We start from the raw sequence: 25,919 nt of genomic DNA, 5'->3' as shown, positions 1-25,919 counted from the left end.
TCATTTTCATTTATGAATTATTCGGCTGATGAAGAGAGCAATGGTGCAATTGATTGATAAGCACCTTCAAGAGCTTTTTGGGCAATATCGCGAGCATTTTTCAATTGTTGTGCGAATTGACTACGAGCTTGTTCAGGAACAACTGTATCATCAGAACCTGCAGCTGAAAGTGTATCGTTAAATGTTTTTCTTGCAGTTTCCATAGATTGGATCCCAGGAGCTACTTGCTGATTATAGGCATCTTTACCAGACTCGGGCATCTTATCCCCAATCTCTTTGACATATTTTGTGTAGTTGTCAATCATTTTTCCATAAATGGTTTTCATATCACCAAGTGTTTTGGCATTATCAATTTCTTCATCAGTCAACAAGACAATTTCTGGAATTTCAACAGAAGAGGTTGCTGATTTTGATGTTTTTGATGAACTGCTTGATTTGCTTTTTGAAGTAGATGATTTTTCTACTTTGCTAGAAGAAGCCTTTGCATCTTTGCTTGATGAGTCTGAAGCAGTTTTACCAGAACATGCTGCTAAGGTTGCAACTGACAAGAGAGCCACACCGGCTGTAAGAAGTTTTTTCATATTTTTTCTCCTATAAATAAAGAATGAATATATTTTAAATGATTTTCCTTTAATTGTCAAATATTTTCCGTTTCCAAATGCAATTACACCGTTAACTATCACTAGTTTTTAACATATTTTCTATCCTAAAAAATATCGTTTATTTTGTGTTTTTTATTCATATATTAAATAAACAAAACCAGAAAAACAGTCGTTTTCTGGTTTTTCTTTTTTTTATTGATGAAGCAGTTGCGTAAATTCTTCTTGAAGTTCCTTGTTGTCTGTTGGTTTTAGGTACATCTTTCCACCATTGGTCGTTGGGGAATGAAAGACGATGGCTTCCCCCGTATCCGTAATGGCAAAGAAATAACTATGCACATCTGGATACTTGTCCCAATTGCTATAGCGTTCTACAATGCGGTATTTTGCATTTCCTTGGCCAGTATCTGTATAAATAGCATCCATCTTGCTATTGTCCCCTAGAGTATAGAGGTTGTCTGGTCCTACATCACCGCCAGCAATGCCTTTTTGGTAGTTGGGTTGCCCCATCTTTTCGCCCCAGGTCTTCATAAATTCTGCTAATTTTGCTGATTTTTCAGCATTCCAAGGCGTTTTCTCCTGGCTTTGGGTACCGCCTCCTGATGGTGTGCTTTCAAAGGTTTGCCAGTCAAAACTCTTGAGGTCCAGTTTATCCGTATCAGATTTTCCAAAGAGGGCATTCAGATCTGACCCAGGTACCTGAACTTCTTCTTCCTGGACTTTTGTCGCGGCTTGAGGTGCCTTTTCTATTCGTGAAAGCACGGCTACACCACGGCCAGTTCCCGACAACCAGCTGACTTCCAGGACATCTCCTCCCTTATAAAGGGTTGTCGCATTGCGCGCTCCTCCGTGTCCAGCGACGAAACCTTCTGCAAGCAAGGTCGGCTTTTGGTCCTTGAGGTAGTAGACTCCTGTCGCAAAGTAGCTCCCATCGGTTTGCTGGTTGGCGATGATCATCTCATCTACCCCATCGCTATTTAAGTCCTTAAAGGCATAGCGAACAGCTGCTGGCTGATTGATGACAGTCTCGATCACCCAGCTATTGATCATCCGATCTTCTTTGGCTAATGCATCATTCAATTTGGAAATGGCATCCAAATCTTTTGAAGTGGCAAAAATCTTTTGGTAGTCTGAAAAAACAGACTGGTATAATTGTTTGTTGTCTGCTTTTTTCGCTTGTTTTTTAGCTGCTGTCTGGCTTGTTGCAGCCTCTTTTTTAGGACTGGACTGGCGCTGGTATCTTTGATAACATCCTGTTAACAAGACCATACTTGAAGCCACTAATCCCAACTGGATCCAATGTTTTCTTTTCATCTGATCTCCTTTAGTCTCCCGTGTTTTCATACTGAACTTTATTATACTAAAAAAAGAGTGAGGAAGGAATCCCTTCTTCACACTTAGTTTTCTTTATTTGGTTTGGTTCTACGATCCATTTGACTTTCAATATGCTCTTTCACCAAGGCAACCACCTCATCATTGGTTGGAAGGTCCGAGTGCTGGGCATCTTCCCCCGTCACTGTGATCTCCGTATAACTAGCTGCTTGGTTTTGGTAGATATATTTCCCAGCAGAAACACTGGCATCTGGGACCAACTCATCGGAATCATAGGTGATGGTTCCTGCTACTGAATACATATAAAGCGTATTAGGGATGGCTTTTTTCCCCTTGATAAAATCGGCTAACATCTCAGATTTGTTTTGAATATTGGTTTCCGTGAAATTATAGGGAGTTCCGATGGTCATGAGGGTCTTTAGATCCACATCATAATCTTCTAGATAATTTTCGATAAAGGCTGTATAAATCAAGCCCCCGTTAGAATGACCCAAGCCCTTGAAATTATTAAAATTGTATTTTTTTTGAAGGGCTTCAAAGGCTTGATTGAATAGTTTAGCCTGCTTTTTAATATTGCTATAGCCATCTTTGTTGTTTTCAAAACCAACCACAATCACTGGTTCATTGTCCTTGGCATCAATACTACCGCTATAGGTGATATTCCCATCATTCCATACCTTGAGCTTGAGAAGACTGTGCTTGGTGCCTTGGCGGCCTTGGTTGAGCTTGGTCACCAAGCCATCAAAGCGGTTCTCTGTTGCTGAGCTTCCTGGAATCATGATGATGGGCGACAGTTTAGAATTATAAAATTTCTCGATTTTTGAAACATTGGTTCGAGTCCAGCTATAAGAAGGAATGGCTAAACCGATCAAGAAAAGACAGACCAAAGTGAGGACGATGGCTGTTTTTTTAGAGACTTTCATCGCTTTCTCCTTTCACTTTTAGATCTTTTCGAATACGATTTCCCATGCGGACAAATGGTAGATAAAGGAGCACGTCTATCGCAAAACAAAGTATACTCACAGCTAAGGCTCTCAGACTTCCTCCCGTTCCAATGAAAGCATAGAGAAGGCTAGGAGTCCCATCTGGCACTGGATAGACGGCTGCTGGCATCAGCTTAAAGCACAAAGCCACAGCAGCGATGGCCATATTGACCAAGGGGATCAATAAGAAGGGAATCACATATAGAAGATTGAGCAGGACCGGAATCCCTACCATGAAGGGGGCACCGTTATTAAAGAGGCCTGGAAAAATACTGAGGAGACTGACTTTCTTGTCCTTTCGACTGTGGGAGACCAGTAAGATCGCTACCAAAAGTGCTAGGACAGCGCCAATTCCAGCTACCATGCCAAAACTCCGATACAAATTGGTCAAAGTATAGAGATGAGGAATCCCCGTCGTTGTATGATGGGTCACAGCGTAATTCAGATTTTCTAAAGCAAAACTGTCATCCACAATTGAGTTTAGGGCAAAAGCCTGACTGTTGCCGACCCAAGCTGATAAGCCACTGAAGAGTCCCATAACAAAAGTGGACAGGAGATGATGACTGCTTATAGTAAGAGAGCTAAAGAATTGACCGATCATTTGAAAAATACGGTACTGATTGCCAAGAAGGAGAAGAATATTCAGGCTAACCCCCAGAACCAAGGACAAGAAAATGGGACGCACAGTCTTGGGCTGATAGATAAAGTCTTTGTCCACAATCTGGTCGTCACTAGCCTTGGATAGTCGAAAGATCTGTCCGATTAGATAGCCTAAAACAATGGCTAAGAGGATATTGGTCGTCGCAGGTAAGTTAATTCTTGTCAGTTGCCCATCATTGAGTGGTCCCACCAACAATTCCTGAGACCCTACAATCAAGCTGACCAAAAGAGCAGTCACGCCGGCTGTCCCCGTACTTCTACCATAGTGCCCAGCTGTATATTTCCCAGCGAAGTAGGTTGCTAAAGGCCCTGCTAGACCTCCTAGAAAGTTGGAAAAATTAATAAGAACCTGGCTGATAGCTTGATTCCATGGCAACCAACTGTCCATCGAAAAGAGCTGATGGATATAGCCTCGATCAGAAAAGACCGATAAGGCAATCACTCGAACGATTCCTGAAAATAAGAAAAAAGGAAATAAGGAAACCAGGGTTTTCTGGGAAATCTGAATAAAACTTTTTTCTCGTAACCAGAAAAACTTCTGGACTAAATACTTGGTCATGGCGCCCCCTATTGGTGTGCTCACATTGCTTGCTTTCATCTTATTATATCATAGTGGTGAGCAATCCCTTTCATTTGGAGAAGCATCATCTTTTGAGAATACTTTTAAAATTTTCATAATTTTTGAAAAACTCTTTGACAGGGGTCTTCATTTCCTCTATACTATTTGTTAGCTAACAAAACGATGAATCAGGTTAACGTTGGTCCTGCTATGCTCATAGCAATTGGATTTGACGGGAAATGAGATCGCTAGGATGGTTTTTCAGACCATTTTTACAACATTATAGGAAGATTTAGGAGGAATCAGACGTCTATGTCACAAGAAAAAATTTCAGCCAAGGTCTTGTTCGCGATCTTTGCGACAGGGATCCTGTCCTTTTGCGGGGTGGCTGGAGAAACTGCCATGAACATCACCTTTCCAATATTGATGAAGGAATTTGAGATCAACACCGCAACAGTCCAGTGGGTTACCACCATCTATCTTCTAGTGGTTGCCTGTGTGGTCCCCTTGTCTGCTTATCTCAAGCGTTCCTTTAAAATGAAGTCCATCTTTTTAGTTGGAAATCTCCTATCTGTTTCAGGTGTTCTTATCGACTTCTTAGCTCCAAATTTTGGCTTTGTGGTCCTGGGGCGATTGGTCCAAGGAATGGGGGTTGGTTTTGCCCTCCCTCTGATGTTTAATATCATTTTAGAACAAGTCCCAAAACGTAAGATCGGTCTCATGATGGGAGTGGGGACCTTGATTACAGCCATTGCACCAGCTATTGGGCCTACTGTCGGGGGACTCTTAACAGCTAGCTTCGGCTGGCGGTCCATCTTCTTAGTGCAATTCCCGATCCTTCTGGCTTCACTAGTTGCAGGACTTCGCTCCATTGAGCAAATCAGTAAAGTCAAGCGGGAAACCTTTGATGTCGTGAGCCTTCTTGCCATCATTGCCCTTTTCATAGGGTTGATTCTAGGTATTCATGGCCTAGCGGATCATGCGTTCTTCAGTTTTTCTGTGCTTGGTTGGCTGGCGATCGGAACCTTGGGACTGGTCCTTTTGGTCTGGCGGTCCAATCAGTTAGAGACTCCCATTATCAATCTTTCTATTTTGAAAAATCATCGTCTCACTGGCCATATTCTAGCCTTCTTCACCTTTCAATTAGGCTCTCTTGCCATGAGTTTTCTTCTTCCTAATTATGTCCAATTGGTCAACCACTCAAGCACGACGCTTGCAGCCTTGATGCTGCTTCCAGGGGCCATCATTGGAGCTGGTTTTGCTCCCTTCTCCGGTCTGATTCTAGATAAACTAGGGGCCCGCAAACCGATCCTCCTCGGAGCTGCTTTCATCCTTCTGGCCCATTTTCACTTCACCCTCTTGGGCCTGAAGCTGACAAATGGCTTGATTCTCATCTTTTACATGCTCTTCATGACCGGTATGGGACTTGCCTTTGGCAATATCATGACAAACGGACAAAAACAACTCTCTCTGGAAGAGCAACCCGATGCGAACGCAATCTTTAATACCTTGCAACAATTTGCAGGTGCTGTTGGAACAACTCTGGCTTCTTTGATCGTTGCCATGAGCCAAGCCAATCAAAAGCTGGATTTCACCCAAGCCACAGCTAAAGGAAGTCGCAACGGTTTCATGGCCTTATTTGCCTTAGGTATTTTCCAACTCCTTCTCTTATTTTGGGTGGTGGGAAAAGATAATGAAAACAACTAACTTATCTCGTCAAAAAACAGCAGGAAGCCTGCTGTTTTTTGTTATCCTTTCCGCACTCGCGTTAGAATGCCATCAGGATCCTCAAAAATTATGCACTTCTGCTAAATAAACCTTGATAGGATAGGTGTATGTCAAATTCTCTCTCCATTTTGCTTGTAATGTCAAATTTTACAACTAAAAGGTTCCATTAAATTGTCTAACTTTTATCATTTGAGTTAAAATCCTTGATTTCTTTCTGTATTTTATTTATAATCATTCTAAATAAGGAAAAGGAGACATTGTATGACTGAAATAAAACATGGAGTAGATGAATCATTTAGCGATCGCTTGAATATTTTGAGAGCTGCGGTTCTAGGGGCCAATGATGGAATCATTTCTATCGCTGGAGTGGTGATCGGGGTGGCCAGTGCCACGCATAACATCTGGATCATTTTCTTATCTGGCTTGTCTGCAATTCTGGCCGGTGCCTTTTCGATGGCGGGTGGTGAGTATGTTTCTGTTTCCACACAAAAAGACACGGAAGAAGCTGCTGTGAACCGCGAACAAGCCTTATTAGATCGTGATCCAAAGTTAGCTAGAGACTCTCTCTACCATGCTTATCTTGAAAATGGAGAATGTGAAACTTCAGCAAAAATTCTAACAGAGCGGGCCTTTCTGAAACACCCCCTCAAAGCCTTGGTCGAAGAGAAATACGGCATTGAATACGAAGAATTTACCAATCCTTGGCATGCAGCTGCATCTAGCTTCCTTGCTTTTTCTATTGGTTCCCTTCCTCCAATGCTCTCTATCATTCTCTTTCCAGTTAACTATCGCATTCCAGTGACAGTCTTCGTTGTTGGACTATCCTTGATCTTCACTGGCTATACCAGTGCGAAACTAGGAAAAGCACCAACCAAGCCAGCCATGCTTCGCAACCTGATCATTGGCCTTCTCACCATGGGTGTGACTTACTTCTTCGGACAATTGTTTAGTATTTAAAAAAAGCTGAGACTTCTGTCTCAACTTTTTTTATGCTTTTCTTATGCTTCTAATAAAGCTTGGGCTTGTTTTTCTAATCCTGCGATTGCTTCATCTGTCAAGACTAATTCACCTGTTGCCCAGGCTTCTGGGTTAACAGTTGTTCCTGTGAAGTCTCCCACTACTTGAGTACGAACGAATGGTAAGAGGGCTTGGTAAGCCGCAAACATTGGCTCGTGTCCTGCATTAGCGACTGAAGAGACGGTTACGATCTTGTCTTGGAGGGCAGATGGACCACGAGTTTCTGACAGGTCAAGAGCACGGCTAAGCCAGTCGATCAGGTTTTTCACTACACCTGGAATGGCAAAGTTGTAGACTGGTGAGAAGATCCAGATGGCATCCGCAGCAAGGACCGCATCACGCGCTGCTTGCACAGCTGGCAAGGTTGGCGTTTCCAAATCTTGGTTCATCATTGGGATGTCCTTGTAGTCCAAGTAAGTCACCGTTGCTTTTCCTTCAAGAAGGCTTTCTGCTTTCTGGGCCATTTGGTGGTTGAATGATCCTTGACGAAGAGATCCCACGATAAATAAAATGTTTTTCATAGCTGTTTCCTCTTTCTGTTGTAAGATTATTTATTACAAGTAATATTATACATACCTTAGATGTAATGTCAAGAATTACAACTTGGGATTTACTAAGCTTTATTACATTCACTAAGCAAGGGCTAAGACAATTGAGAGGCTAGGACTTTTGTCCCAGCCTCCTCTCTTTTATGCATGCTCCAGTCCTTTTTTTGTGTTTTCCTTGATGGTTTCGGCTGAATGGAGTAATTTTTCTTTTTCTTCTTCTGTCAAATGCAAGTCCAATCGTTCAATAATTCCTTTTCGACCTACAATCGCTGGATAGCCAAGATAGGTTCCGTATTCTGGACGATAGTTAGAGACCGGCATTTCCTCGTGGCTATCATTGATCACAGCTTCTGCTAAGCGTTGGGCTGCTGCTGCAATCCCAAAGTTGGTATAGAATTTACCAAAAAAGACAGTATGACCACCACGCAAGGACTCGTAGTTGATGGCATCAAGCTCTTCTTGAGAGAAGAGATCGGTAATGGCGTGTCCTTTGACACGGACCTGACTCCAAGCGACAAATTGAGAATTTCCATGCTCACCAAGGTTATAGCCTGATACACTAGCAGGAGAAACCTGCAAACGATCGGCGACTGCGCGCTTCATCCGAGCTGTATCCAACAAGGTTCCTGTCCCAATCACCTGCTCTTTTGGAAGGCCGGTATATTGTTGGTAGAGTTGAGTGACTGCATCGACCGGATTGGTCACTACCAATAAGACCCCACCAAAGCCAGAAGCCTTCAAATCACGCGCTACTTGCACCACTTGCTTGCTAGTAAAAGGAAGCTCCGCAAAACGGTCATCTGTGTTATTAGCCTGCAACTCGATATTTCCAAGAGTCGACACCACAACATCCGCATCTTTTAAAGCCGCGTAGTCATTGACCGTGATATGAACCGGATACCCCGTATTGGCAACTGTATCACAGAAATCCAAGGCATCTGCCTTGACCTTTTTCTCATTGGTATCAATCAAGACCAAGTGATCGCAGGTGTGTTTCAATATCATGCTGTGGGCCAAGGTCGCACCCACATGCCCCAAACCAATAATACCAATTTTTCTTGTCATCAGAATCCTCTTTTCTAGTATCGATCACACTGTTGGTGAGGATAGCTCTTTGTTGCCTCTATTCTACCACAATTCTAGAAAGGCGGATTGAAAAAATGGGAAAATTTTCAAGTTTTTCAAAAAAGAAAAGAGGCGATGCCTCCGTTAACGACTCAGGAAAGAAGAGTCTCAATTTCTTCAATGGACAAACCCGTCATCTCCGAGATAAGATCAGGCGACATTCCTCGTGAGACCATTTTGCGGATTAACTGCAGACGTTCTTCATTACGACCTTGATCCAAGCCTTGCTCTAAACCTTGTTCCAGCCCTTGTACAAAACCTTCTTCACGCGCTTCGTCAATCGCCGTCTCCAGGGTCATATCATAATTATCTTGAATGCGAATACGCTCGTCTATCATGGTCTTCTCCTCCTTGGTCCAGCTAGATCTTACGCTAACATAGATTTGATCTCTTCAATGGACAAACCCGTCATATTCGAGATCAACTCAGGCGACATTCCTCGTGAGACCATTTTGCGGATTAACTGCAGACGTTCTTCATTACGACCTTGTTCCAGACCACGTTCCAATCCTTGCTCCAAACCTTCTTCTCGCGCTTCATCAATTGCCGTCTCCAGGGTCATATCATAATTTTCTTGAATCCGAATACGCTCGTCTATCATGGTCTTCTCCTCCTTGGTCCAGCTAGATGAATCTAGTAATGAATCTGCATGAGCCACAGCCTGACTGGGAGCTTTTGTAAAGGGAAGATTCCCAAAAAACTCCAACCACTGTCTGCCTGCATCTGTCAGGTTCTCATCTTTATTATACTTGTCTAGCTCTAAAAAGGCAACCTGCAGAAGATTTTGGTGCTTGCCATTTTTATAATAGGCCTTGAGTTGCTTCCCGGACCGGCTATTGGTCAGCCAGTATTTGTTGATGGCGGCCTCTTCGTCTAGTAAGAGCGACTTCTCCAAAATCGCAATCCCATAGACAGGCTCCATCTGCTCGTACATCTTATGAGTCTGGCCTTGCTGGCGCAGTTTTTGCACATTCTCCACCAGCTGATTGGCCAAATAGTAATGGAATCGATTCAAGAAATACTGTTGCTTGCGAATCTGGATCTCGATGATCACCTCGGTCCCATCATGGAGCTTGGCTCTCACATCCACCGCAGTGGAGAACAAGTCATCCTCCTCATAGGCCATGCTGTGGGGCTGACTTCCCTCCACAATCTGAGCGTCCGCCACATCCAGCTCCAAAATATCTCGAATAAATGCTGCCGTCACCTCTGGCAAACTAAAAATCTTCTTGGCCATGATATCCAAAGTTGGCGATACATGCGCGTGTCTCTTTTGCATCCCTGCTCCTTTTCGATAAAAAATAGAGGGGAGGTCCCTCTACTTCTATAATTCGAAAAAAACTGGGAAAGTGACTACAAAACCATTACGAAACGAAGTAATAGTTCTCTTTTAGTTCTCTATATCTGTCAAAGCTGAGAATGCCCTCATTTTGCAATCTGCCTAAAACGACACTAGGATGAATATCGATTTCCTCAGCAAACTCTAGAATATCCGACTTATCAAAGTTTCCTTGTTCAACAAAAACTTGATAGTCTTCCGGTCTTATTAAGTGATCTTTTGCAAACTGATCTGCTCGTTCCTCAGAACGTCGGTATAATTCACCATTTCCATCATCAGATGAAAAATCGTTCTCCAGAATATGTCCAATCTCATGGAAAAGTGAGAACCAGAAAATATCGGATACTTTATTTCGATCTGTGAGTAAAAGCAAGGCACTACCATTTCCAAATTTTTTCGTAGCACCATTTAGATTGGCATTCGGCAAAGCAGGTAGACCGACTAGGACAACACCACAATCTAGCAAGATATCATACAGGTGTTGAGGAAAGACTGCAGGATCTTGTCTCGTCAACTTTCTCAAAGCAGGCAAGCTTCTCTCCAACTTTCTGCGATTGAGCTTGGTAGTTGTTGTATCACGTGCTTTTTTTGATGCCAATTCCAACATGATATTGGAGTTCACTATACTTTTAGTCGTGAACTCACGCGTATTTCGATAACTCACCTGATTGTTAAAAGATGAGAACTTTTCTAAACTCGCCACTCCTAGAATCTTGCGAAGCTCAACAATCTTTTCTTTCAATGTATAGCGTTTATCTGGAACGTAGCCTTCTGCCTTAAAATACTTGAAATCAATCATCTCACAGATTTCTTTCTCGCTACCTTCTTCTAGCTCTTTTTGTTCTACAATCTCTGCAACTTTTACATCATAAGCATTCTGAAGATTGAGCCAGGTTTGCATGGAAACTCCACTTAACTTGGCTAACTTATGAGCCGTCTCTTTACTGATGGACTCCTCAGCATTGACCAGCTTGCTGACAGTCTTTGCTGAAACTCCTAAGCGCTCCGCAAACTCTTTCTGCGTTACATTATAATCTTCAATCAACTCTTCAACATACTGACCTGGATGAAAAGCAATCAGGTCTTTGTATTCAACAATTTTTTTACTCATAGTGATTGCTGACCTCCTCTATTTTTAGAATTTCGATTTCAACAGGACTAGGAAATACCTTCTCAAGGTCCTCCTCACGAAATTCTACAATCAAGCGATAGGAACTCCTTCGACCATCTATATCCAAAGCAAACTGTCCCTGTCTCTTCCCCTTGAGTTGGTGAAAGTGATATTTAGGAAAAGCTGTCACACTGGCCAAAGAATCCGCTGCTTCCAAAAAGGTAATCAATTGATGCAACTTTACAGCAATCTTATCCGAAAAATCCTTTTTCGCCTGCCTCAGCTCTGTGCACTGCTTTTTAACAGTTTTATTTGTATAGATAAGCTTCATTTGTCCCTTTCTGTTAAATTAAATTACCTTTTAGGTAATTTAATTGTATCATCTTTAGACAATAAAAACCAGCCAAAGGTTGATTTGGCTGGCATAATAGTTATTAATTTATAATTAGCAATGTTACCTATTTTCTTTTTATAATATAAATTCCATCACCTAATCTATAACTAGTTAATTCTACATCTGTTTCTCTCACGGTTTCTATATCATCAAATGAGAGATTTGTTATGATATGATGAGCGTGCGGAAAACCTGTAACTCCAAATATCTTAAACCCGAAAACTCCTAGAACAGGATTTAGATAACTTGCATTACTACCAACATACATTAATCCAATTAAAAGAAATAACAATAAATTCATGAGAATACTAGTTTTATTATTCATATCAAAAGACAGTAACGGAGTAAAATACGTAACAATGTAGTTCATCAATGAGTCACTTTCCGGTGATATTTCCATCTTTCTCGGTATTTTGATACTTTCCTTACCGTCAAACTTAAATAATTTCCATAATTTAATAATTGAAATAAAAATTAGAACAACAAAAACTATACGAATCAATTTATGGTCAAAATCAAAAGCTATTAATCTCTCAAATGAGAATTTGGAATAATTAATATTACTAAAAAGAAGCCATAAATATAGTGGTAGATACGAGGTGATAAACAATGTCCACTTAGAAAAAAGATCTCGCTGCATTACATACGTCCTTCTTCAACCGTTTCAACTTCAGAAATATAAGCTGTTACAAGAGCATCTGATATAGCATTAATCAATTGTACACAATTTTTCTCATTAGTAATACTTAGCTTTCCATTACTAAACGTAACCCCTTCAATTTCTTTATAAAATTTATGATTAGGATCATTTTTTATAGTTTGTATTTTGTCAATATGTTTAACTGTTTCAGTAAAACGATTCGTATCAGAAACAATTTTAATTAATCTTGTTGCTAATCTTTTACCATTGATCACTTTCGTTTTCAAAAATTCAATTGAAGCTTGTTCAAATATAGTATTTATATTTGCATTAGTATTTAGAATTTCTGTTGCTTGCTCAGCAAATTTTTGATTCATTCCAAATATAGAATCAAATTTTGATTCTGCTTGATTAATTAAAATTTTTTCATCATTAACAATCATTAAATCAATCTTCTTGTTTAATCCAAATAGATTATTTCGTTCTCTTAATTTTATTTTACTATCCGTAAAATTACCAAATAACATCTTTTTTTCCAATTGAAATGCATTCACAAAAGAACCTATAAATTTTAGATTAATAGTACTATTCTTCTTTATTTCAATCAAATAGTTATGCAAATCTTTCTCCGCCTCACAACTTGTACTTAGTAAATGTTGTTGTTCATCATTAAATTGTGAAATTACAGATTGAATATTTTCATATTCTGAAACCTCTACTTGCTCATGTACATTCTTATATGTTATAACTGGATCATATGGTTTTATTTCTCGATTACTAAAAGTAGATTTATTCATACTTTCAATAATTGCTCTAAGTATATTTTCTTTAGTTTTCTTATCAGCATCTTGTTTATATAAAAAAATCTCATTTTTCTTAATTTTAATTAGAAAAATCTTAACATATTCATCGAAATCTGGTTGTTGACTAAAAGAAATCAACCGGTTTTTTTCGTCATTAATATTTATTTGAATCAATTTATGCCTCTTTCCTCTACTCCACCTTCACCTGTCCATTCATCAGCATTGGCAAGAGCCAATCGCGCAGTTGGGTAAGTTGTTTATTCTCTTCGATTAAATTAAGTTGCTGTTTATCAATCACTTCTAATTTTTGATTAATCTCAAATAATAATTTCAACGGAATTGCAGGGACTACAATCTTGTTCATATTTTCTTGATTAATTTTCATTTGAATTGAACCTGTTTTAATTTTCATAACCGAAACATCCTTCAATAGCATCATAAGGAGTTTACAACTATAATTCTTAATTGGTTCTAGCACATGAGCGTGATTGTTTACCCAATTTTTTCCTGAAATACGTTGTAAAATAGGGGTTCCTTTCTCTGTCATTACAGAACCATCTTCAGCCATTAAAACATAATCTCCGTCAAAGATATAATCATTGACATAATCCATTATACCAGTAGCACCATAATACGGTATTTCACCTTTTACAAGCACTCTATCATTACTTGATAATGGAACTCTTTTTGAGTCATGACATATTGTAATATTCCCCAACTTCTCAACTCCCCACCCCTCTGGGATTTCGCGTTTGAGTTCTGGGTGATAGACCATCTTTCCGCCTGATGATTTGTAGGGGTTGCCATTCTGGTCTGGAAAATCAAACTGGACAAACCAGTAGTCATAGAGAGTCTTAGCCATGGCTTCCAACTCTTGGTTGATTTGGTTGTTGATTTTCAGTTTTTTATCAATTGATTTTAAAACAGAAATCAATTTTCTTTGATTATCTAATGATGGTAATGTTATTTTTACAGTTTTTAAAAAATCTATAGTTAAAGCTTTTTGTACCGCCCCAATGTTGTTATATTTGATTGTTTTTTGAAATAAATCAGATTTTAAAAAGTAGTATAAGTAATCTATATCAATTATTTCAAAATTAATATTTCTTAACCAAATTAAATTACCATCTTTAAAATAAAAATTCGGGTCCTTTACAACCAAAATCTCACCTATCGTCCCTACAGCTGTAATAAGTACATCATTTTCTTGAGGAACCGGAAATTTTGATTTTATTTCAGAGTACTTTTCTGAAGAAATAAATAATTGTTCAGAAATGTTTTTACCACTTGAAAGTTCAATTACTTCTTTACTTCTATAAAAAGGTATTCCTTGTTGAACATAATCAGATAAATGTACTCTTTTACTTGAACCAACGATACACAGTTGATCTAAAGTATAGGTTTTAAACTCACTCATACTTAATCCCCTTCATTTGCTTCTCTATTTCCTGCTCCAGTTGGTGTGATTGCTGGAAGAGGTCTGAGAGTTTGTCTTGAAAGGCGGTCATCTTAGCTTCAAACTCTTCTGCTGTTATGTCCACATAGTCGATCTTGATGTCAAAGTATTGGCCTGCGCTGAGAGAGTAGTTTTTCTCCTTGATATCCTCATAAGAGACAGTGACAGAAAAGTCCTCGACGGCTTCTTTCTTGATAAAGGTCTCGACGATTTTCTGCTCTTCCTCAGGAGAGAGCACGGTCTTTTGGTTCTTGCCTTCCTTGACCTTGATTCCGAGGTTTGAGGCATCGATGAGGACGACATCGCCCTTGTTTTTTTTATCAATAAAGAGGATGGAAACGTTGGTTCCTGTCGTCGCAAAGATATTGGACGGCATAGAGATGACACCAGCCAGCATTTGATTATCCACCAAGTGTTGCCGGATGGTCTTGTCAATCCCTGACTGGGCCGTGATAAATCCTGTCGGCAAGACAACAGCTGCTTGACCATCTGGCTTCAAGGAGTAGATGATATGCTGAACAAAGAGCTCGTAGATTGCCATCTTGTCCTTAGACTTGGCCGGAACCTTGGGAACTCCTGCAAAGAATCGCTCGCTAGCTTCTGGCAAGGTCTCCACTTGGTCACGCCACTCTGAAAAGTCCAGTTTGAAAGGAGGGTTAGACACGATATAATCCATCTTTTCAGGATGGCGATTAGCGATGATAGTATTTCCCTGCACGATATTGTGAATGGAATGCTGCAGTCCGTTCAAGATCAGATTGAGACGGAGGAGATTAGACGATTTTTGCGAGATATCTTGACTATAGACAGTGGTCTTATCGACACCGATACGACTAGCCAGGTTCATAAGCAAGGTGCCAGAACCTGCTGACGGGTCATAGATCCGCACGTTTGACGGCTGGTCATCACCCACCAAGATATCCGCGATAATCTTAGCCACAGTGTGAGGTGTGTAGTACTCGGCATACTTGCCACCACCATCTTTATTGTAGTCCTTGATCATGTACTCAAAGAGAGTCGAGAAAAAGTCAAAACCTTGTGAAAAAATGGTCTCATCAAACTTAACGCGTGCAAGGAGATTGATGATAGCTTTTGCTACTTCGTTGCGTTTACTGCTATCTGAGATAGTATCCGTAATCAGACGCTCATCAAAGAGACGAATGGCTGTGTCTCCATCCGTATGGACAGAGAAGATATCGTTATTGTCAATAGCGATTTGGTTAAGAGTATTCTCAAAAGTCTCATAGAAAGTCGCTTCGTTTTGCTGACGGTGAAGGGTTTCGATCAGCTGGTCCGGCTTGAGCCAGGCTGTGCTAGTACCGATATCCTCTAAGAGCCAGTCGTAGTCTTCCTCACTCATAGCCAACAAGTTTTCATAGGTATTGGACTCATCTAGGATCTTGGCTTGATACAAAAACTTGTCATTTAAAAATTTGTAGAGGAAGGACTGGGTGAGAAGTTTGTATTCACCCGCTTCTCCTCCTAGTCCCGCATGGGTAAAGACGGCTTTCAAATCGTCTACCAAGTCTTGGACTTGGACTTTGTATGTTTCATTCATTAGTGTTGGTATTCCTGTTCATATTCTTCAAATAGCGACTCGACAAGACGGTTAAAGTCCTCTCGTGTCAAGCTACTAGCAGTTTGGTTTATTTTCATTTCGATCCGAGCTTCTTCTCGAATCATTTTTTTGAGGAAGTCATCGTTATCTAATACCCCTTGGTTTTGACCGATTTTATGATCGAGTCTGACTTTAGAACCTTTAATAACATGGTAGACAGCAGGAAACTCACTGACCATGGTCGAGTTGGTCACATGTTTGTAAGAGCGAGCTGCCATTTGATCCCCATTAAAATTCATGCTCAGACGTCGCATACGAGACTTGTAATCTTCCACTGACTCAAATAAAGCTTCATAGGCCTTTTGTGTCTCTTTTATGTTTTCCATGGTGTAACCTTCTTGCCCATGGATCAAGTGTTTTTTCATAATACGTTGGAATTCTTCGTAGAGTGAAACCCACTCAGGGTCTTTCTCATCGCGCTGTCCTTTGATCCCCCCAGCAACACGACGACTCCAGTCATCCAAATCATTGGCCGCTAAACGGAGTTCTTCCTCAGCGATCTTGATAAAACTAAAGCTGGTCTGAGACATAGCTAGATTTAAGAGGGTACGACTAGAAAAATTGTCCGGCTGATCAATCAAGGACAGGGTCAGCATGCGTCTAGAGAGGATATTGAGCAAGGTTGCGATTTGTGCAATGTCAATCTGATCGAGCAAGTGATGGTAGCCAAGGAGACGAGCGATATTATAGTACTGCTTGATGGACTCCAAGGCTTTCCGAAGATCAATTAACTGTTTTCTATCTTTGATATCATTAATAGCTTGCGAGAAGTATTCTAGATTATCTGTTGGATAGTCAATCAAGATTTGCTCAGTCTTCTTTAACTCATGAGAAATCTCATCTGCAGGTACAAAGAGTGAGCCAAAAACATCCTCACCATTTTCACCTGTCAGGGTCGTATCATACTCTTGGTTGAGTTCTTCTAGATAGGCACGATTGGTCTTGTCAAACTCTTTAGAGATGTCTGCAAAGTCAATAACATAGCCAAAGAGATAGTCCTTGTAGGGACGATTGACACGAGTTAGAGTCTGCAAAAGGTTGTGAGCTTTGATCTTACGCCCTAGATAGAGACGTTTGAGACGAGGGGCGTCAAAACCTGTCAGGAGCATAGAGTAAACGATGACGAGGTCAATTTTACCTTCCTTGTAGGCGTCTACCTTGTCCTTCTTCTCGTCCTTGTCTCCCTCATCGTGAAGGATAAGAGCTGAGGTCAAGTTGGTTGAGCCAGCTTGACGTCGTTCTTCTAATTGCTTTTCAAGCTCACGCGCCTGCTTGGACGAGTCACAGACAATCATGCCACCAATGGTCTGGTCATCAAAGACCAGATCACGCGCACGATTAAAGTCCTCGATGATAAAGTCCAACATAGGCTCTACGTAATGTGGATGGGCAAAGATATCTTCCTTAGACAGGTCGCCACGTTGGATCTCTTCGTTGATGGATCTGAGATTATCTTTATAAGAAGTTTCGATATCTTCACGCATTAAGCGAAGAGTAAAGCCGTCATCGATAGACTGGTTGTAGTAGTATTTATGGATATAGTCTCCAAAGATATCACGTGTGGTCGCATGACTTTCCTTGGTCTTGCCATCTTTCTTATAGGTGATCAATGGCGTTCCAGTCAAGGCGATTTTAATTGCCTTGGTGTCAGCTTGATAGAGATTTGGCAGATAGGATCCTCGTTCATTGTATGATCGATGGGCTTCATCTATAAAGTAGATATTTTGACGATTGAGGTCATAGCCAGAGCGGTCGGTCAAGTCTGAATCATCCTTAAATTTCTGGATATTGACTACAGCCACATCATAGCCATCTTGTTTTTGATTCAGTTCTTGAGGGTTATTGATACGCTTAACCTTGAGACCTCGTTTGGTAAATTCCTTAAATGCTTGGTCAGCCAAGTCCAGACGATCGACAACAAAGTAAAACTGAGGAACGATTCCCTCTTTTGAGAAATAGTTGGTTAGATAGCAGATATTGAAGAAAGCCAAGGCAGTCTTACCTGAACCTTGGGTATGCCAGATAACCCCCTTCTTAACACCTTTTGCAATCGTTTCTTCGATAGCACGTGTTGCAAAATACTGGGGATAGCGCATGACGTGCTTCTGCAGTTGCATCTGTCCATCCTTGCTCTCTTCTTCGACATAGACCAGACCAAAACGAAGCATAAAGAGCAAGCGTTCCTTCTGGAACAAGGAAGACAGGAAGGCATTGCAAGGTGTATCAGGGTTTAGGTTTGTTGTAAACTCTGGCTGGGACTTGAGGGCAAAGCGCTTCATGTCTTCTAGGACAAAGTCAATTTGCTCCTCGGTTAGAGGGGAAAGGGAATGAAGGAAATCTTCTACTCTTTCTTCCTTGAAAGCATTAAATTTAGTTTTTGAATAGGCGTTTGAACCGTAATAAGAACCCTGTTTTTGTTGCCCTTGTCCACTGATGTAAGGCAGGTTATCAGATAGGACAATCAACTGGGTGATATTATTAAAGCGACGGAACTTACGATTTTCAAAACGGTATCTGGCTCTGTCTTGTTCTGACTGAATCCCTGTCTTTCCATCACGGATAGCATTGGGCTGCTTCACTTCGATATAAGAAAGAGGCAGACCATTGACAAAAATAACGATATCTGGGCGGAATTCATCCTGACCATTTTGACAAGTGACTTCAAGTGCCAGATGGAAGGTATTGGCTTCAGGATGTTCCCAGTCAATATAGGTCGCACTTGTTTCTCCGATGATTCGTTTGTAAAAAGCCCGTCCCAGATCATTTTGGTCTAGTTCCAACTTGATATTACTTAGCTCTCGTTCAACATCCACATCTGTCGCATAATTATTGAACTTCAAAAATTGCTCTCTAAAAATAGATACCAGAATATTCGTCTCTGGATCTCTTTCTTTTAACTCTTTTCCATTGTGCGGCAGGTATGTATAACCTAGGCGCATCAAGTGCAATGCTGCTGGAATTTGAACCCTCGTCAGTTCTGAAAACTCTTTTTCTCTTTTCATATCATCATCCTATTATAGCTATGCTACTCCTATTGTACTTGATCTTTCAATCTCAAGTTCTGGAGTTGCTACTGCCTTCATCCATCTATCCTTTTCTTGTGCATAATCTCCTATTATTATAGCATGTTTGGGAAAGAAATTAACGCTTTCAAAGCATTTTGTTGGTTTTTCGCTCAAAAAAACGAACCTGGTCTGGTCCGTTCTTTCTTAATCTAAATAAATCCCTTTTTCTGCTAGATTGTCTAGACTTTCTTGGAGGTAAGTGTCCTGGTGCTCGGGATAGATAGGGGTGCTCAAGGCTTCCTCTTCCAGTTCTGGATAGGCTGGGCAGGTCTTGCCTCTGTAGGTCGACTCCCACCACTCTGGGCTGACCTTGTAGCCACGAGCCGTCATCTCCCCCATGATCAGGCGGTGATAGGCATAGAGGCGATAGGGCGAATAGTCAAAGACATAGTTGACCGTTGCGTGCTTCTTGCCCCAGCCATTACCCCTTAGGGCGCAGCATTCCCGGTGTTGACCCAGGAGCTGGGGACGAGGGAGTTTGGGAATCAAGTCTTGGTGCCAGAGTCTCATCTATTGCCCTCCTAGTAGCGTCGAGTCTTGTAAGTAGCGATTAGGGTAGCGCTCAAGGAGCATCTGGATCCCCTCGATCAGATCCTCTTGGCTAGCTTGGCCATGCTGGTACTTCTCAAGTAGCAACATAAAGTCCGCCTTTTCCTCTGCAGTCGCCTGCTTTTTGAAATAGCCCCAAATATGCTGAAAGGCATTGGAGACTTGGCCACGATTTTCCGGCAGGGCTAGCGCTTGCTGGATTAGGTCCTCGACGTGGCTGACCTCTACCTGGTCTTGCTTGAGGTACTCCCGGATTTCCTTGTAGATATTACTCGAACGACTGAGCACCAGGTATTTATTTTTCGCCCATAGGACCTGACAGTGATGTTTTTGATCCACTCGTGTCTCCTTTTGATCTTCTCTATGAATAGTCCTCCCATTATACCATGGAAATGAGTGAAGTCATAAAAAAAGAAGCCAGACTTTTGTCCAGCTTTTTTAATTAATTACAAGGCTGTGATGGCTGTGATCAAACCAAAGATGATCCCTGGTGCATTGGCTGCAGCAAGTGGAATATCGCGTTCTTTTTTGAAGAGTCCGTAGTAAACCCAAAGGCTACAGTTGATGGCTGCGACAAGGGGTTGAACAAAGTTCCCTTTGTGACCTGCGAGGTTATCCATGATTTGTGGGAAGTAAGACACATACATCATAACAGACATAAAGGTCGCAACCCAACCAAGAATTTTCATTTGTTTTTCATTCATTTTGAAACTACCATTTCCTTTTCTTTTTTTAAAGTATGCACTATTCTACCTTTTGTCCTTTACAAATTCAAGTCTTTTTTTCAAATGTTACCGAACTGTAAAGTGTCACAATCTTGTGATTTTGCAGGAAGATGGATTTCTTTTCGAGAGAGTCTTCTCTCTAGTTGCCATTTTTTTGACACATTGTCTAATTTTGTGCGAATGTAATCATTTTCATCTTGCATAGCATGCAAATTAATTGCATTTTCTTCCTACTTATGCTATTTTAATACACAGAGGTAAAATTTTATGAATAAACAAAAAATCAACAAAATCGTTGGCTCGATCGGTGCCTTTATTGGGATTATCGTTTTCATTGCCTACATCCCACAAATTATTGCTAATTTACAGGGAAATAAGGCCCAACCTTTCCAACCCTTGTCAGCTGCTATTTCTTGCTTGATCTGGGTCATTTATGGTTGGACAAAGGAACCTAAAAAAGACTGGATTTTGATCATTCCGAATTCGGCAGGTGTCATCCTAGGGGGATTGACTTTCCTTACATCACTTTAATAGAAAGTGAACAAAGACTGAACTCTACGGGTTCAGTCTTTTTTGTGTATCCCTTTGAAAAACAAAAACAATCGCAGTCGGTTTTCGTACAAAAAAGCCCGCTATGAGCAAGCTAAAAAAATTGACAATTCTTTTCTTTGAATAACCTATGCTGGATTATTGTGCAAAAATATCCAAATAATATCTGATTATTATTAGAGTATATTGAAACTTTCCGCTGTGAGAAAAGTGCCTGAAATAATTATGTTTCAGGCACTCGGAATTATTGAGACCTTAGGCTCAATAATTAGTCATGGAACTTCTTCGAAGTTCGCTGACGTCCGTACTCACCTAAGGAAAGTTTCTAATTTAATTTGAGTTTCTTTTCCTAAATCTGCACAATCTTGCGATAACTCCGAGAGGTGATCCAAAAGACGATTAGGTAGGTGATGAGAAAGACAGCACAGACGCTGAGGGTGACGATGAGGACTTGGCCACTATTAATCACGCCAAGAGCTTTGAGGATCAGGCGAATCATATGGTAGGCAAAGGCCAGGTGGACAAAGGCAAAGATGAGGGGAAGGAAGAAGACGGTCCGCACTTGACGGTTGATGGTCCGTTTGACCTCGTTTTCATCGAGCCCCACCTGTTGGAGGATGACGAATCGATCACGGTCTTCATAGCCTTCTGAGATTTGCTTGTAGTAGATAACGATGACGGTTCCGACCATAAAGATCAATGACAAGAAAATACCGATAAAGAAGATGCCACCAAAGAGGCTATTCATTTCTCTCACATTATATGCTCGATTGCCTCCATAGACAAATGTTCCTTGGCCCTGTTGGCTGCTCAATTCATCGATCATCTTGTCATAGCTAGCTGCCAGCTTAAGTTGCTGGTCTTCGTCAACATTGACATTGAAACCACCATAGATTTGGGTAACGACAGCAAGGTTCGGAAACTTGGCAACAAAGGCTGAAAGGTCAGGTACGATCAGGTAATTGAAATCCTCCGTCAGCATGTTAAACATGTTTGGGACATGATCAGTGATAAAATCCTTGCTCACTTCTTCCTTGACTTGGAAGCCTTGCCCATTGATGGTGAACTGCTTTTGCCCTGTCAGAGCCTGGTTATGGGCAAAGAGAACGACTTGGTTGCCGGCCAGATCAACGTGTTCTCCGGTCATTTGCTCATAGCTAGCTGCATCAAAGACCAGAAAAACTGTCCGCGGTCTGACATCGTGTTCATCATCAGGATAGACCGTGAAGTCTGTGCCCTTTTGTGATTCGACCCCAAAGGTGGCATAGTTCACCAGGTCACGATTTTTGATCTCAAGATGATGCTCAGAAGCAAATTCATCAAACTTCTGGTTGATTTGCTCCAGGTCCACCCCTTTTCCTTGAATGGAGAAATCATGTGGATTCATGATTTTCTTGATCATTTCGCCACCGACATAGATGTTGGTGGCAGCAGAGATCGTCACCAGCACCATGGTCGAGAGGATGGCAATGGTCGCAAGCCCCACTGCATTTTTCTTCATGCGATAGATGAGGTTAGAAACCGAGATCATGTTGTTGGGTTGGTAATAATAACTCTTCTTTTTCTTAAGCAGGTGCAAGAAGACGGTGATCCCAGCATTAAAGAGCAGGTAGGTCCCGATCATAACCAAGACAACGGCTAGAAAGAAGATCAAAATCGCAGACATGGGGTCTTTGACAGACAAAGCCAGGTAGTAGCCAAAACCGAGAGAGGCTAAGCCCAGGATGGTTTGGGGCCACAAGAAGCGGGCTTTCTTTTCGCCACTAGCCTTCTCACGCGTCAATTGCAGGGCATTCAAACGGAGAATGCGCCAAGCGTTGAGAAGGACCAAAAGGGCAAAGATGAGACCAAAGGTGACAAAGACTGCAATCACAATTCCAGGTTGGAAGGTAGATACCAGCTGGACCTTCATCTTCATCAGTTTCAAGAGAAAGGCAAAGATCAGCTTATCAAAGAGGGCTCCGATCAAGACACCGCTTGAGATAGTCACAAAACCAAAAATAAAGAGTTCTTTGAAAATCATGCTGATGAGATGGCGTTTCTCAAGGCCTAGCATACTGTAAATTCCCAACTCCTTGGAGCGGTTTTTCATGACAAAGCTATTGGCATAGAGCACGATGATAGCCCCCGCAACATTGACCACGAACAGTCCCAATCCAAGGGTGAAGAGTATGGGAGATCCCCCTCGAAGCTTAGAAATGTTGGGATTAAAGGTCAAGGAGTCAAAGAGATAGGCGATGGTCACTGCGAGAATGACCGCAATCGCAAAGGGATAATAGAGCTTGCGATTCTTGATGAGATTGGAGCAAGCTAATTTAGTAGTTAATCGAAACATCTACTCCACCTCACTTGCCATGACCGTCAGGGTATCCGAGATTTCTTGGAACATCTGACGCTCTGTTTTTTCCCCGCGGAAGATCTGGTTGTAGAGAATCCCATCCTTGATAAAGAGCACGCGCTTGGCCCGAGCAGCCGCTGCAGTTGAGTGGGTCACCATGAGGATGGTTTGCCCCATGCTATTGATATCTTCAAAGACATCGAGCAACGCAGCCGAAGACTTGGAATCCAGCGCCCCTGTTGGCTCATCAGCAAGGAGAATTTCAGGTGAGGTGATGATGGCCCGTGCTACAGCCACCCGTTGTTTTTGCCCACCAGAGATTTCGTAGGGATATTTCTCTAGAAGCTGATGAATGCCCAATTCCCGACTCACGCTATCCACCTTACTCATCATTTCCTTAACCGGTCTGCGAGAAAGGACCAAAGGTAAGAGGATATTGTCCTTGACGGACAAGGTATCGAGCAGGTTAAAGTCTTGAAAGACAAATCCTAGTTTTTCCCGACGGAAGCTCGAAGCGTCCTTGTTCTTGATGGTTGAGGTGTCTATATTATTTAGGTAAACCCGCCCTTCCGTCGGCTGGTCCAGCATGGCTAGGATATTGAGAAGGGTCGATTTCCCGGATCCTGATTCCCCCATGATGGCGACGTATTCGCCTTTTTCCACGGTGAAGTGAATATCTTTTAGGGCTTCGACTTGCGTCCCTTGAAAGCGGGTTTTGTAGATTTTTTTGATATGTTGAACGTCTAGCAATGACATACTTTTCTCCTTTTACTAGTAGATCAAGAAAAATTCTTGGGTTTGGTGCAGGACTTGGCGACCAAATTCCACCTTTTCCAGATCGGTTTGCTCATTTGGTTTCTTAATCTTTTTGGGTTCTTTCATCCATTTCAAGAGTTTCATTTTCTTGACCTCCTTCATTTGATGAGACTATTGTATAAAAAATAAAAGGCGGCTACCATAACCTAACCTTTCATTTTACCGTTTATTTCTTACATTTTTGTAAGATGGAAAAAACTAATCCATGACCAACTTCTTCTCTTCAAAGCGAATAGCGACGGTTGTGCCTTGGCCAACCTCTGAGTGGAGGCTAATTTTGTGGCCCAATTGCTCTGCAATTTTCTTAGACAGATAGAGCCCCAGCCCTGAGGATTGCTGGGTCATGTGGCCATTGTAACCGGAGAAGCCCCGCTCAAATACGCGGAGGACATCGCTATTTTTGATTCCAATCCCGCTGTCCTTTATATAGAGGGTCTGGTCTTTGAAATAGATCTCAATTCCACCTGTACTGGTATACTTGAGGCTATTGGACAGCAATTGCTCTATGATGACCAAGAGCCACTTGCGATCGGTAATGACGGCGACATCCAAATCATGCAGGTTCACTGTCAAGTTCTTTTGGATAAAAAAGAGGGCATATTTGCGGACCACTTCTTTGACCAAGTCCTCTAGCGACACGCGCTTTAAGACCAGATCGTCATGAAAACTCTCCAATCGCAGGTACTGCAGAACCAGATTGGCATAGGAGTCAATTTTGAAAAGCTCCTGCTCCATCTGCTGCTTGACAATAGGTGTCTCGACATCTTGGACCAAGAGCTGGCTAGCTGCAATGGGCGTCTTAATCTGGTGAACCCAGAGGGTGTAGTAATCCATCAGGTCATTGAACTTGGCCTGGGCTACTTTGCCTTGCTCCAGGCGCGCCTGCTGTTCTTCTGTATATTTTTCATAAAGGAGATGTTCCAGTGGTGAGGCAAGCTCTATTTCCTCATACAGCAAGGCTTTGCGGTACTCCTGAAAGGTCATAGCGAAATCCCAGATCAAGATACAGAGGGTAAAAAATCCTAGCATCAGAGTCGCATAGAGGAAAACCGTCCCCGTCTCTGGAAAGAGAAAGGCAAAGACCAAATCGACCATCAAAAAGATGACCACTAGATAGAGCAGACGCCTACGGGATACCACATACTGCCAAAAGATACTTCCATATTTATTCATGGGCCAACCCATAACCGATGCCTTTCTTGGTTTCGATGAAGTTTGACAAGCCAACCTCTTCTAATTTCTTGCGCAGGCGAGCCACATTGACAGACAAGGTATTGTCATCAATAAAGAAGTCGCTATTCCAGAGCTCTTTCATCATATCATCGCGCGCCACGATACTGCCCGCATGCTCAAACAGGACGCGCAGGATCTGAAATTCATTCTTGGTCAACTTGATGACTTCCCCTTCATACACCAAGTCCGTAGACTTGAGATTGAGGATGGCTCCCCGGTGTTCCAGCAGATTTTGATCCGTGCCAAATTCGTAAGAGCGACGCAAGAGCCCTTGGACCTTGGCAAGGAGCACATTTTGATCAAAAGGCTTGGTGACAAAGTCGTCTCCACCCATATTGATGGCCATGACAATATCCATGGCTTGATCCCGTGAAGAAAGAAACATGATCGGAACCTTTGAAACCTTGCGAATCTCCTGGCACCAGTGGTACCCATTGTAGAGAGGCAGGCCAATATCCATGAGGATCAAGTGGGGATCGGTTTCGACAAAGATCCCGAGGACATCCATAAAATCCTCTACTGCGACCACTTCATAGCCCCATTGTTCCAATAATTGTTTGACCTGTTGGCGGATAATGTTATCATCTTCGACTAAGAGAATTTTATGCATGGCTTTCTTTCCTTCTTTTTTCTTCTTCCTATTATAACAGATTAAGAAGCAGAGAAAAAGGCTGTTTCAGAGGGAAAGAAGGTATCACTCCTACTTTCTTGATGGAAGGCGCTTTTTCTCCA

Annotated in this window: 25 protein-coding genes and 1 pseudogene; 3 read left to right on the top strand and 23 right to left on the bottom strand. The window is 41.7% G+C overall.

What is annotated here, in order from left to right; all coding sequences use genetic code 11:
• Positions 1-17 precede the first annotated feature (17 nt).
• The 4 genes from O3626_RS04080 to O3626_RS04065 all read right to left on the bottom strand — a co-directional run bounded on the left by O3626_RS04080 (position 18) and on the right by O3626_RS04065 (position 4,133).
• Positions 18-581 (bottom strand): hypothetical protein, encoded by a 564-nt coding sequence (locus tag O3626_RS04080; protein ID WP_223325321.1) that lies wholly within the window; start codon positions 579-581, stop codon positions 18-20.
• A gap of 213 nt (positions 582-794) precedes the next feature.
• On the bottom strand, positions 795-1,913 hold the full coding sequence (locus tag O3626_RS04075) for a DUF4767 domain-containing protein (RefSeq protein ID WP_371495442.1): 1,119 nt from the start codon (positions 1,911-1,913) through the stop codon (positions 795-797).
• A gap of 83 nt (positions 1,914-1,996) precedes the next feature.
• The gene (locus O3626_RS04070; protein ID WP_371495440.1) at positions 1,997-2,854 is read right to left on the bottom strand and encodes an alpha/beta hydrolase; all 858 of its coding nucleotides are present in this window, start codon (positions 2,852-2,854) and stop codon (positions 1,997-1,999) included.
• Positions 2,841-4,133 (bottom strand): PTS transporter subunit EIIC, encoded by a 1,293-nt coding sequence (locus O3626_RS04065; protein WP_371495438.1) that lies wholly within the window; start codon positions 4,131-4,133, stop codon positions 2,841-2,843. Before O3626_RS04065 ends, O3626_RS04070 begins: the two co-directional genes overlap by 14 nt.
• Before the next feature lie 312 nt (positions 4,134-4,445).
• Here O3626_RS04065 and O3626_RS04060 point away from each other — a divergent pair, with 312 nt between their 5' ends.
• Positions 4,446-5,840, top strand: a complete 1,395-nt coding sequence (locus tag O3626_RS04060) for an MFS transporter (protein ID WP_371495436.1) — start codon at positions 4,446-4,448, stop codon at positions 5,838-5,840.
• A gap of 282 nt (positions 5,841-6,122) precedes the next feature.
• On the top strand, positions 6,123-6,818 hold the full coding sequence (locus O3626_RS04055) for a VIT family protein (RefSeq protein ID WP_049522704.1): 696 nt from the start codon (positions 6,123-6,125) through the stop codon (positions 6,816-6,818).
• Positions 6,819-6,859: 41 nt separating this feature from the next.
• On the opposite strand, the gene O3626_RS04050 is transcribed toward O3626_RS04055, so the two are convergent.
• The 14 genes and pseudogenes from O3626_RS04050 to O3626_RS03985 form a co-directional block, all read right to left on the bottom strand.
• Positions 6,860-7,399 (bottom strand): NADPH-dependent FMN reductase, encoded by a 540-nt coding sequence (locus O3626_RS04050; protein ID WP_049514846.1) that lies wholly within the window; start codon positions 7,397-7,399, stop codon positions 6,860-6,862.
• Positions 7,400-7,567: 168 nt separating this feature from the next.
• Positions 7,568-8,491 (bottom strand): L-lactate dehydrogenase, encoded by a 924-nt coding sequence (locus tag O3626_RS04045; RefSeq protein WP_371495434.1) that lies wholly within the window; start codon positions 8,489-8,491, stop codon positions 7,568-7,570.
• Between the two features lie 152 nt (positions 8,492-8,643).
• Positions 8,644-8,919, bottom strand: a pseudogene (locus tag O3626_RS04040) (hypothetical protein); the annotation flags it as partial.
• A complete protein-coding gene (locus tag O3626_RS04035) occupies positions 8,919-9,830 on the bottom strand; it encodes an Rpn family recombination-promoting nuclease/putative transposase (RefSeq protein WP_371495432.1) in 912 nt (303 codons plus the stop codon). The gene O3626_RS04035 and the pseudogene O3626_RS04040, both read right to left, overlap by 1 nt.
• Positions 9,831-9,915: 85 nt before the next feature.
• Positions 9,916-11,001 (bottom strand): HigA family addiction module antitoxin, encoded by a 1,086-nt coding sequence (locus O3626_RS04030; protein WP_371495430.1) that lies wholly within the window; start codon positions 10,999-11,001, stop codon positions 9,916-9,918.
• On the bottom strand, positions 10,994-11,332 hold the full coding sequence (locus O3626_RS04025; protein ID WP_049483411.1) for a type II toxin-antitoxin system RelE/ParE family toxin: 339 nt from the start codon (positions 11,330-11,332) through the stop codon (positions 10,994-10,996). The genes O3626_RS04030 and O3626_RS04025 overlap by 8 nt, the downstream gene beginning before the upstream one ends.
• A 127-nt stretch (positions 11,333-11,459) precedes the next feature.
• Complete coding sequence (locus O3626_RS04020) at positions 11,460-12,035, bottom strand: hypothetical protein (protein ID WP_371495428.1); 576 nt, start codon at positions 12,033-12,035, stop codon at positions 11,460-11,462.
• Positions 12,035-13,012 carry a hypothetical protein gene (locus tag O3626_RS04015; RefSeq protein WP_371495426.1) on the bottom strand — a complete coding sequence of 326 codons (978 nt, stop codon included), beginning with the start codon at positions 13,010-13,012 and terminating at the stop codon, positions 12,035-12,037. The genes O3626_RS04020 and O3626_RS04015 overlap by 1 nt, the downstream gene beginning before the upstream one ends.
• Before the next feature lie 16 nt (positions 13,013-13,028).
• Positions 13,029-14,255 (bottom strand): restriction endonuclease subunit S, encoded by a 1,227-nt coding sequence (locus O3626_RS04010; protein WP_371495424.1) that lies wholly within the window; start codon positions 14,253-14,255, stop codon positions 13,029-13,031.
• Positions 14,248-15,852, bottom strand: coding sequence for a class I SAM-dependent DNA methyltransferase (locus O3626_RS04005; protein ID WP_371495422.1), 1,605 nt, complete (start codon positions 15,850-15,852; stop codon positions 14,248-14,250). The genes O3626_RS04010 and O3626_RS04005 overlap by 8 nt, the downstream gene beginning before the upstream one ends.
• On the bottom strand, positions 15,852-18,914 hold the full coding sequence (locus tag O3626_RS04000) for a type I restriction endonuclease (protein ID WP_371495420.1): 3,063 nt from the start codon (positions 18,912-18,914) through the stop codon (positions 15,852-15,854). Before O3626_RS04000 ends, O3626_RS04005 begins: the two co-directional genes overlap by 1 nt.
• A gap of 207 nt (positions 18,915-19,121) precedes the next feature.
• Positions 19,122-19,487, bottom strand: coding sequence for a TIGR02328 family protein (locus tag O3626_RS03995; RefSeq protein ID WP_371495418.1), 366 nt, complete (start codon positions 19,485-19,487; stop codon positions 19,122-19,124).
• Complete coding sequence (locus tag O3626_RS03990; RefSeq protein WP_254727948.1) at positions 19,488-19,865, bottom strand: YbgA family protein; 378 nt, start codon at positions 19,863-19,865, stop codon at positions 19,488-19,490.
• A gap of 107 nt (positions 19,866-19,972) precedes the next feature.
• The gene (locus O3626_RS03985; RefSeq protein WP_003006102.1) at positions 19,973-20,230 is read right to left on the bottom strand and encodes a SemiSWEET family transporter; all 258 of its coding nucleotides are present in this window, start codon (positions 20,228-20,230) and stop codon (positions 19,973-19,975) included.
• A gap of 288 nt (positions 20,231-20,518) precedes the next feature.
• On the opposite strand from O3626_RS03985, the gene O3626_RS03980 reads away from it, so the two are divergent.
• Positions 20,519-20,782 carry a SemiSWEET family transporter gene (locus O3626_RS03980; protein ID WP_006596747.1) on the top strand — a complete coding sequence of 88 codons (264 nt, stop codon included), beginning with the start codon at positions 20,519-20,521 and terminating at the stop codon, positions 20,780-20,782.
• Positions 20,783-21,149: 367 nt separating this feature from the next.
• On the opposite strand, the gene O3626_RS03975 is transcribed toward O3626_RS03980, so the two are convergent.
• The 5 genes from O3626_RS03975 to O3626_RS03955 form a co-directional block, all read right to left on the bottom strand.
• A complete protein-coding gene (locus O3626_RS03975) occupies positions 21,150-23,135 on the bottom strand; it encodes an FtsX-like permease family protein (protein ID WP_371495415.1) in 1,986 nt (661 codons plus the stop codon).
• Positions 23,136-23,894, bottom strand: coding sequence for an ABC transporter ATP-binding protein (locus O3626_RS03970; protein ID WP_129268668.1), 759 nt, complete (start codon positions 23,892-23,894; stop codon positions 23,136-23,138).
• A 15-nt stretch (positions 23,895-23,909) separates the two neighbouring features.
• Complete coding sequence (locus O3626_RS03965) at positions 23,910-24,038, bottom strand: hypothetical protein (protein WP_371495413.1); 129 nt, start codon at positions 24,036-24,038, stop codon at positions 23,910-23,912.
• A gap of 114 nt (positions 24,039-24,152) precedes the next feature.
• Entirely contained in the window at positions 24,153-25,127 is a 975-nt protein-coding gene (locus O3626_RS03960) for a sensor histidine kinase (protein WP_371495411.1), read from the bottom strand.
• Positions 25,120-25,797 carry a response regulator transcription factor gene (locus tag O3626_RS03955; RefSeq protein WP_371495409.1) on the bottom strand — a complete coding sequence of 226 codons (678 nt, stop codon included), beginning with the start codon at positions 25,795-25,797 and terminating at the stop codon, positions 25,120-25,122. The genes O3626_RS03960 and O3626_RS03955 overlap by 8 nt, the downstream gene beginning before the upstream one ends.
• Positions 25,798-25,919 lie beyond the last annotated feature (122 nt).

The sequence above is a fragment of the Streptococcus sp. 20925_1_77 genome, from assembly GCF_041432125.1.
GTDB lineage: Bacteria > Bacillota > Bacilli > Lactobacillales > Streptococcaceae > Streptococcus.
Note: the sequence above shows the minus strand (reverse complement) of the source record. Positions and strands in the feature narration are given on the sequence as shown.

What these genes read in the sequence shown, in the direction of transcription:
- O3626_RS04080 (WP_223325321.1), bottom strand. Translation starts at nt 581, where the DNA reads ATGAAAAAACTTCTTACAGCCGGTGTGGCTCTCTTGTCAGTTGCAACC.
- O3626_RS04075 (WP_371495442.1), bottom strand. Translation starts at nt 1,913, where the DNA reads ATGAAAAGAAAACATTGGATCCAGTTGGGATTAGTGGCTTCAAGTATG.
- O3626_RS04070 (WP_371495440.1), bottom strand. Translation starts at nt 2,854, where the DNA reads ATGAAAGTCTCTAAAAAAACAGCCATCGTCCTCACTTTGGTCTGTCTT.
- O3626_RS04065 (WP_371495438.1), bottom strand. Translation starts at nt 4,133, where the DNA reads ATGACCAAGTATTTAGTCCAGAAGTTTTTCTGGTTACGAGAAAAAAGT.
- O3626_RS04060 (WP_371495436.1), top strand. Translation starts at nt 4,446, where the DNA reads ATGTCACAAGAAAAAATTTCAGCCAAGGTCTTGTTCGCGATCTTTGCG.
- O3626_RS04055 (WP_049522704.1), top strand. Translation starts at nt 6,123, where the DNA reads ATGACTGAAATAAAACATGGAGTAGATGAATCATTTAGCGATCGCTTG.
- O3626_RS04050 (WP_049514846.1), bottom strand. Translation starts at nt 7,399, where the DNA reads ATGAAAAACATTTTATTTATCGTGGGATCTCTTCGTCAAGGATCATTC.
- O3626_RS04045 (WP_371495434.1), bottom strand. Translation starts at nt 8,491, where the DNA reads ATGACAAGAAAAATTGGTATTATTGGTTTGGGGCATGTGGGTGCGACC.
- O3626_RS04035 (WP_371495432.1), bottom strand. Translation starts at nt 9,830, where the DNA reads ATGCAAAAGAGACACGCGCATGTATCGCCAACTTTGGATATCATGGCC.
- O3626_RS04030 (WP_371495430.1), bottom strand. Translation starts at nt 11,001, where the DNA reads ATGAGTAAAAAAATTGTTGAATACAAAGACCTGATTGCTTTTCATCCA.
- O3626_RS04025 (WP_049483411.1), bottom strand. Translation starts at nt 11,332, where the DNA reads ATGAAGCTTATCTATACAAATAAAACTGTTAAAAAGCAGTGCACAGAG.
- O3626_RS04020 (WP_371495428.1), bottom strand. Translation starts at nt 12,035, where the DNA reads ATGCAGCGAGATCTTTTTTCTAAGTGGACATTGTTTATCACCTCGTAT.
- O3626_RS04010 (WP_371495424.1), bottom strand. Translation starts at nt 14,255, where the DNA reads ATGAGTGAGTTTAAAACCTATACTTTAGATCAACTGTGTATCGTTGGT.
- O3626_RS04005 (WP_371495422.1), bottom strand. Translation starts at nt 15,852, where the DNA reads ATGAATGAAACATACAAAGTCCAAGTCCAAGACTTGGTAGACGATTTG.
- O3626_RS04000 (WP_371495420.1), bottom strand. Translation starts at nt 18,914, where the DNA reads ATGAAAAGAGAAAAAGAGTTTTCAGAACTGACGAGGGTTCAAATTCCA.
- O3626_RS03995 (WP_371495418.1), bottom strand. Translation starts at nt 19,487, where the DNA reads ATGAGACTCTGGCACCAAGACTTGATTCCCAAACTCCCTCGTCCCCAG.
- O3626_RS03985 (WP_003006102.1), bottom strand. Translation starts at nt 20,230, where the DNA reads ATGAATGAAAAACAAATGAAAATTCTTGGTTGGGTTGCGACCTTTATG.
- O3626_RS03980 (WP_006596747.1), top strand. Translation starts at nt 20,519, where the DNA reads ATGAATAAACAAAAAATCAACAAAATCGTTGGCTCGATCGGTGCCTTT.
- O3626_RS03975 (WP_371495415.1), bottom strand. Translation starts at nt 23,135, where the DNA reads ATGTTTCGATTAACTACTAAATTAGCTTGCTCCAATCTCATCAAGAAT.
- O3626_RS03970 (WP_129268668.1), bottom strand. Translation starts at nt 23,894, where the DNA reads ATGTCATTGCTAGACGTTCAACATATCAAAAAAATCTACAAAACCCGC.
- O3626_RS03965 (WP_371495413.1), bottom strand. Translation starts at nt 24,038, where the DNA reads ATGAAACTCTTGAAATGGATGAAAGAACCCAAAAAGATTAAGAAACCA.
- O3626_RS03960 (WP_371495411.1), bottom strand. Translation starts at nt 25,127, where the DNA reads ATGAATAAATATGGAAGTATCTTTTGGCAGTATGTGGTATCCCGTAGG.
- O3626_RS03955 (WP_371495409.1), bottom strand. Translation starts at nt 25,797, where the DNA reads ATGCATAAAATTCTCTTAGTCGAAGATGATAACATTATCCGCCAACAG.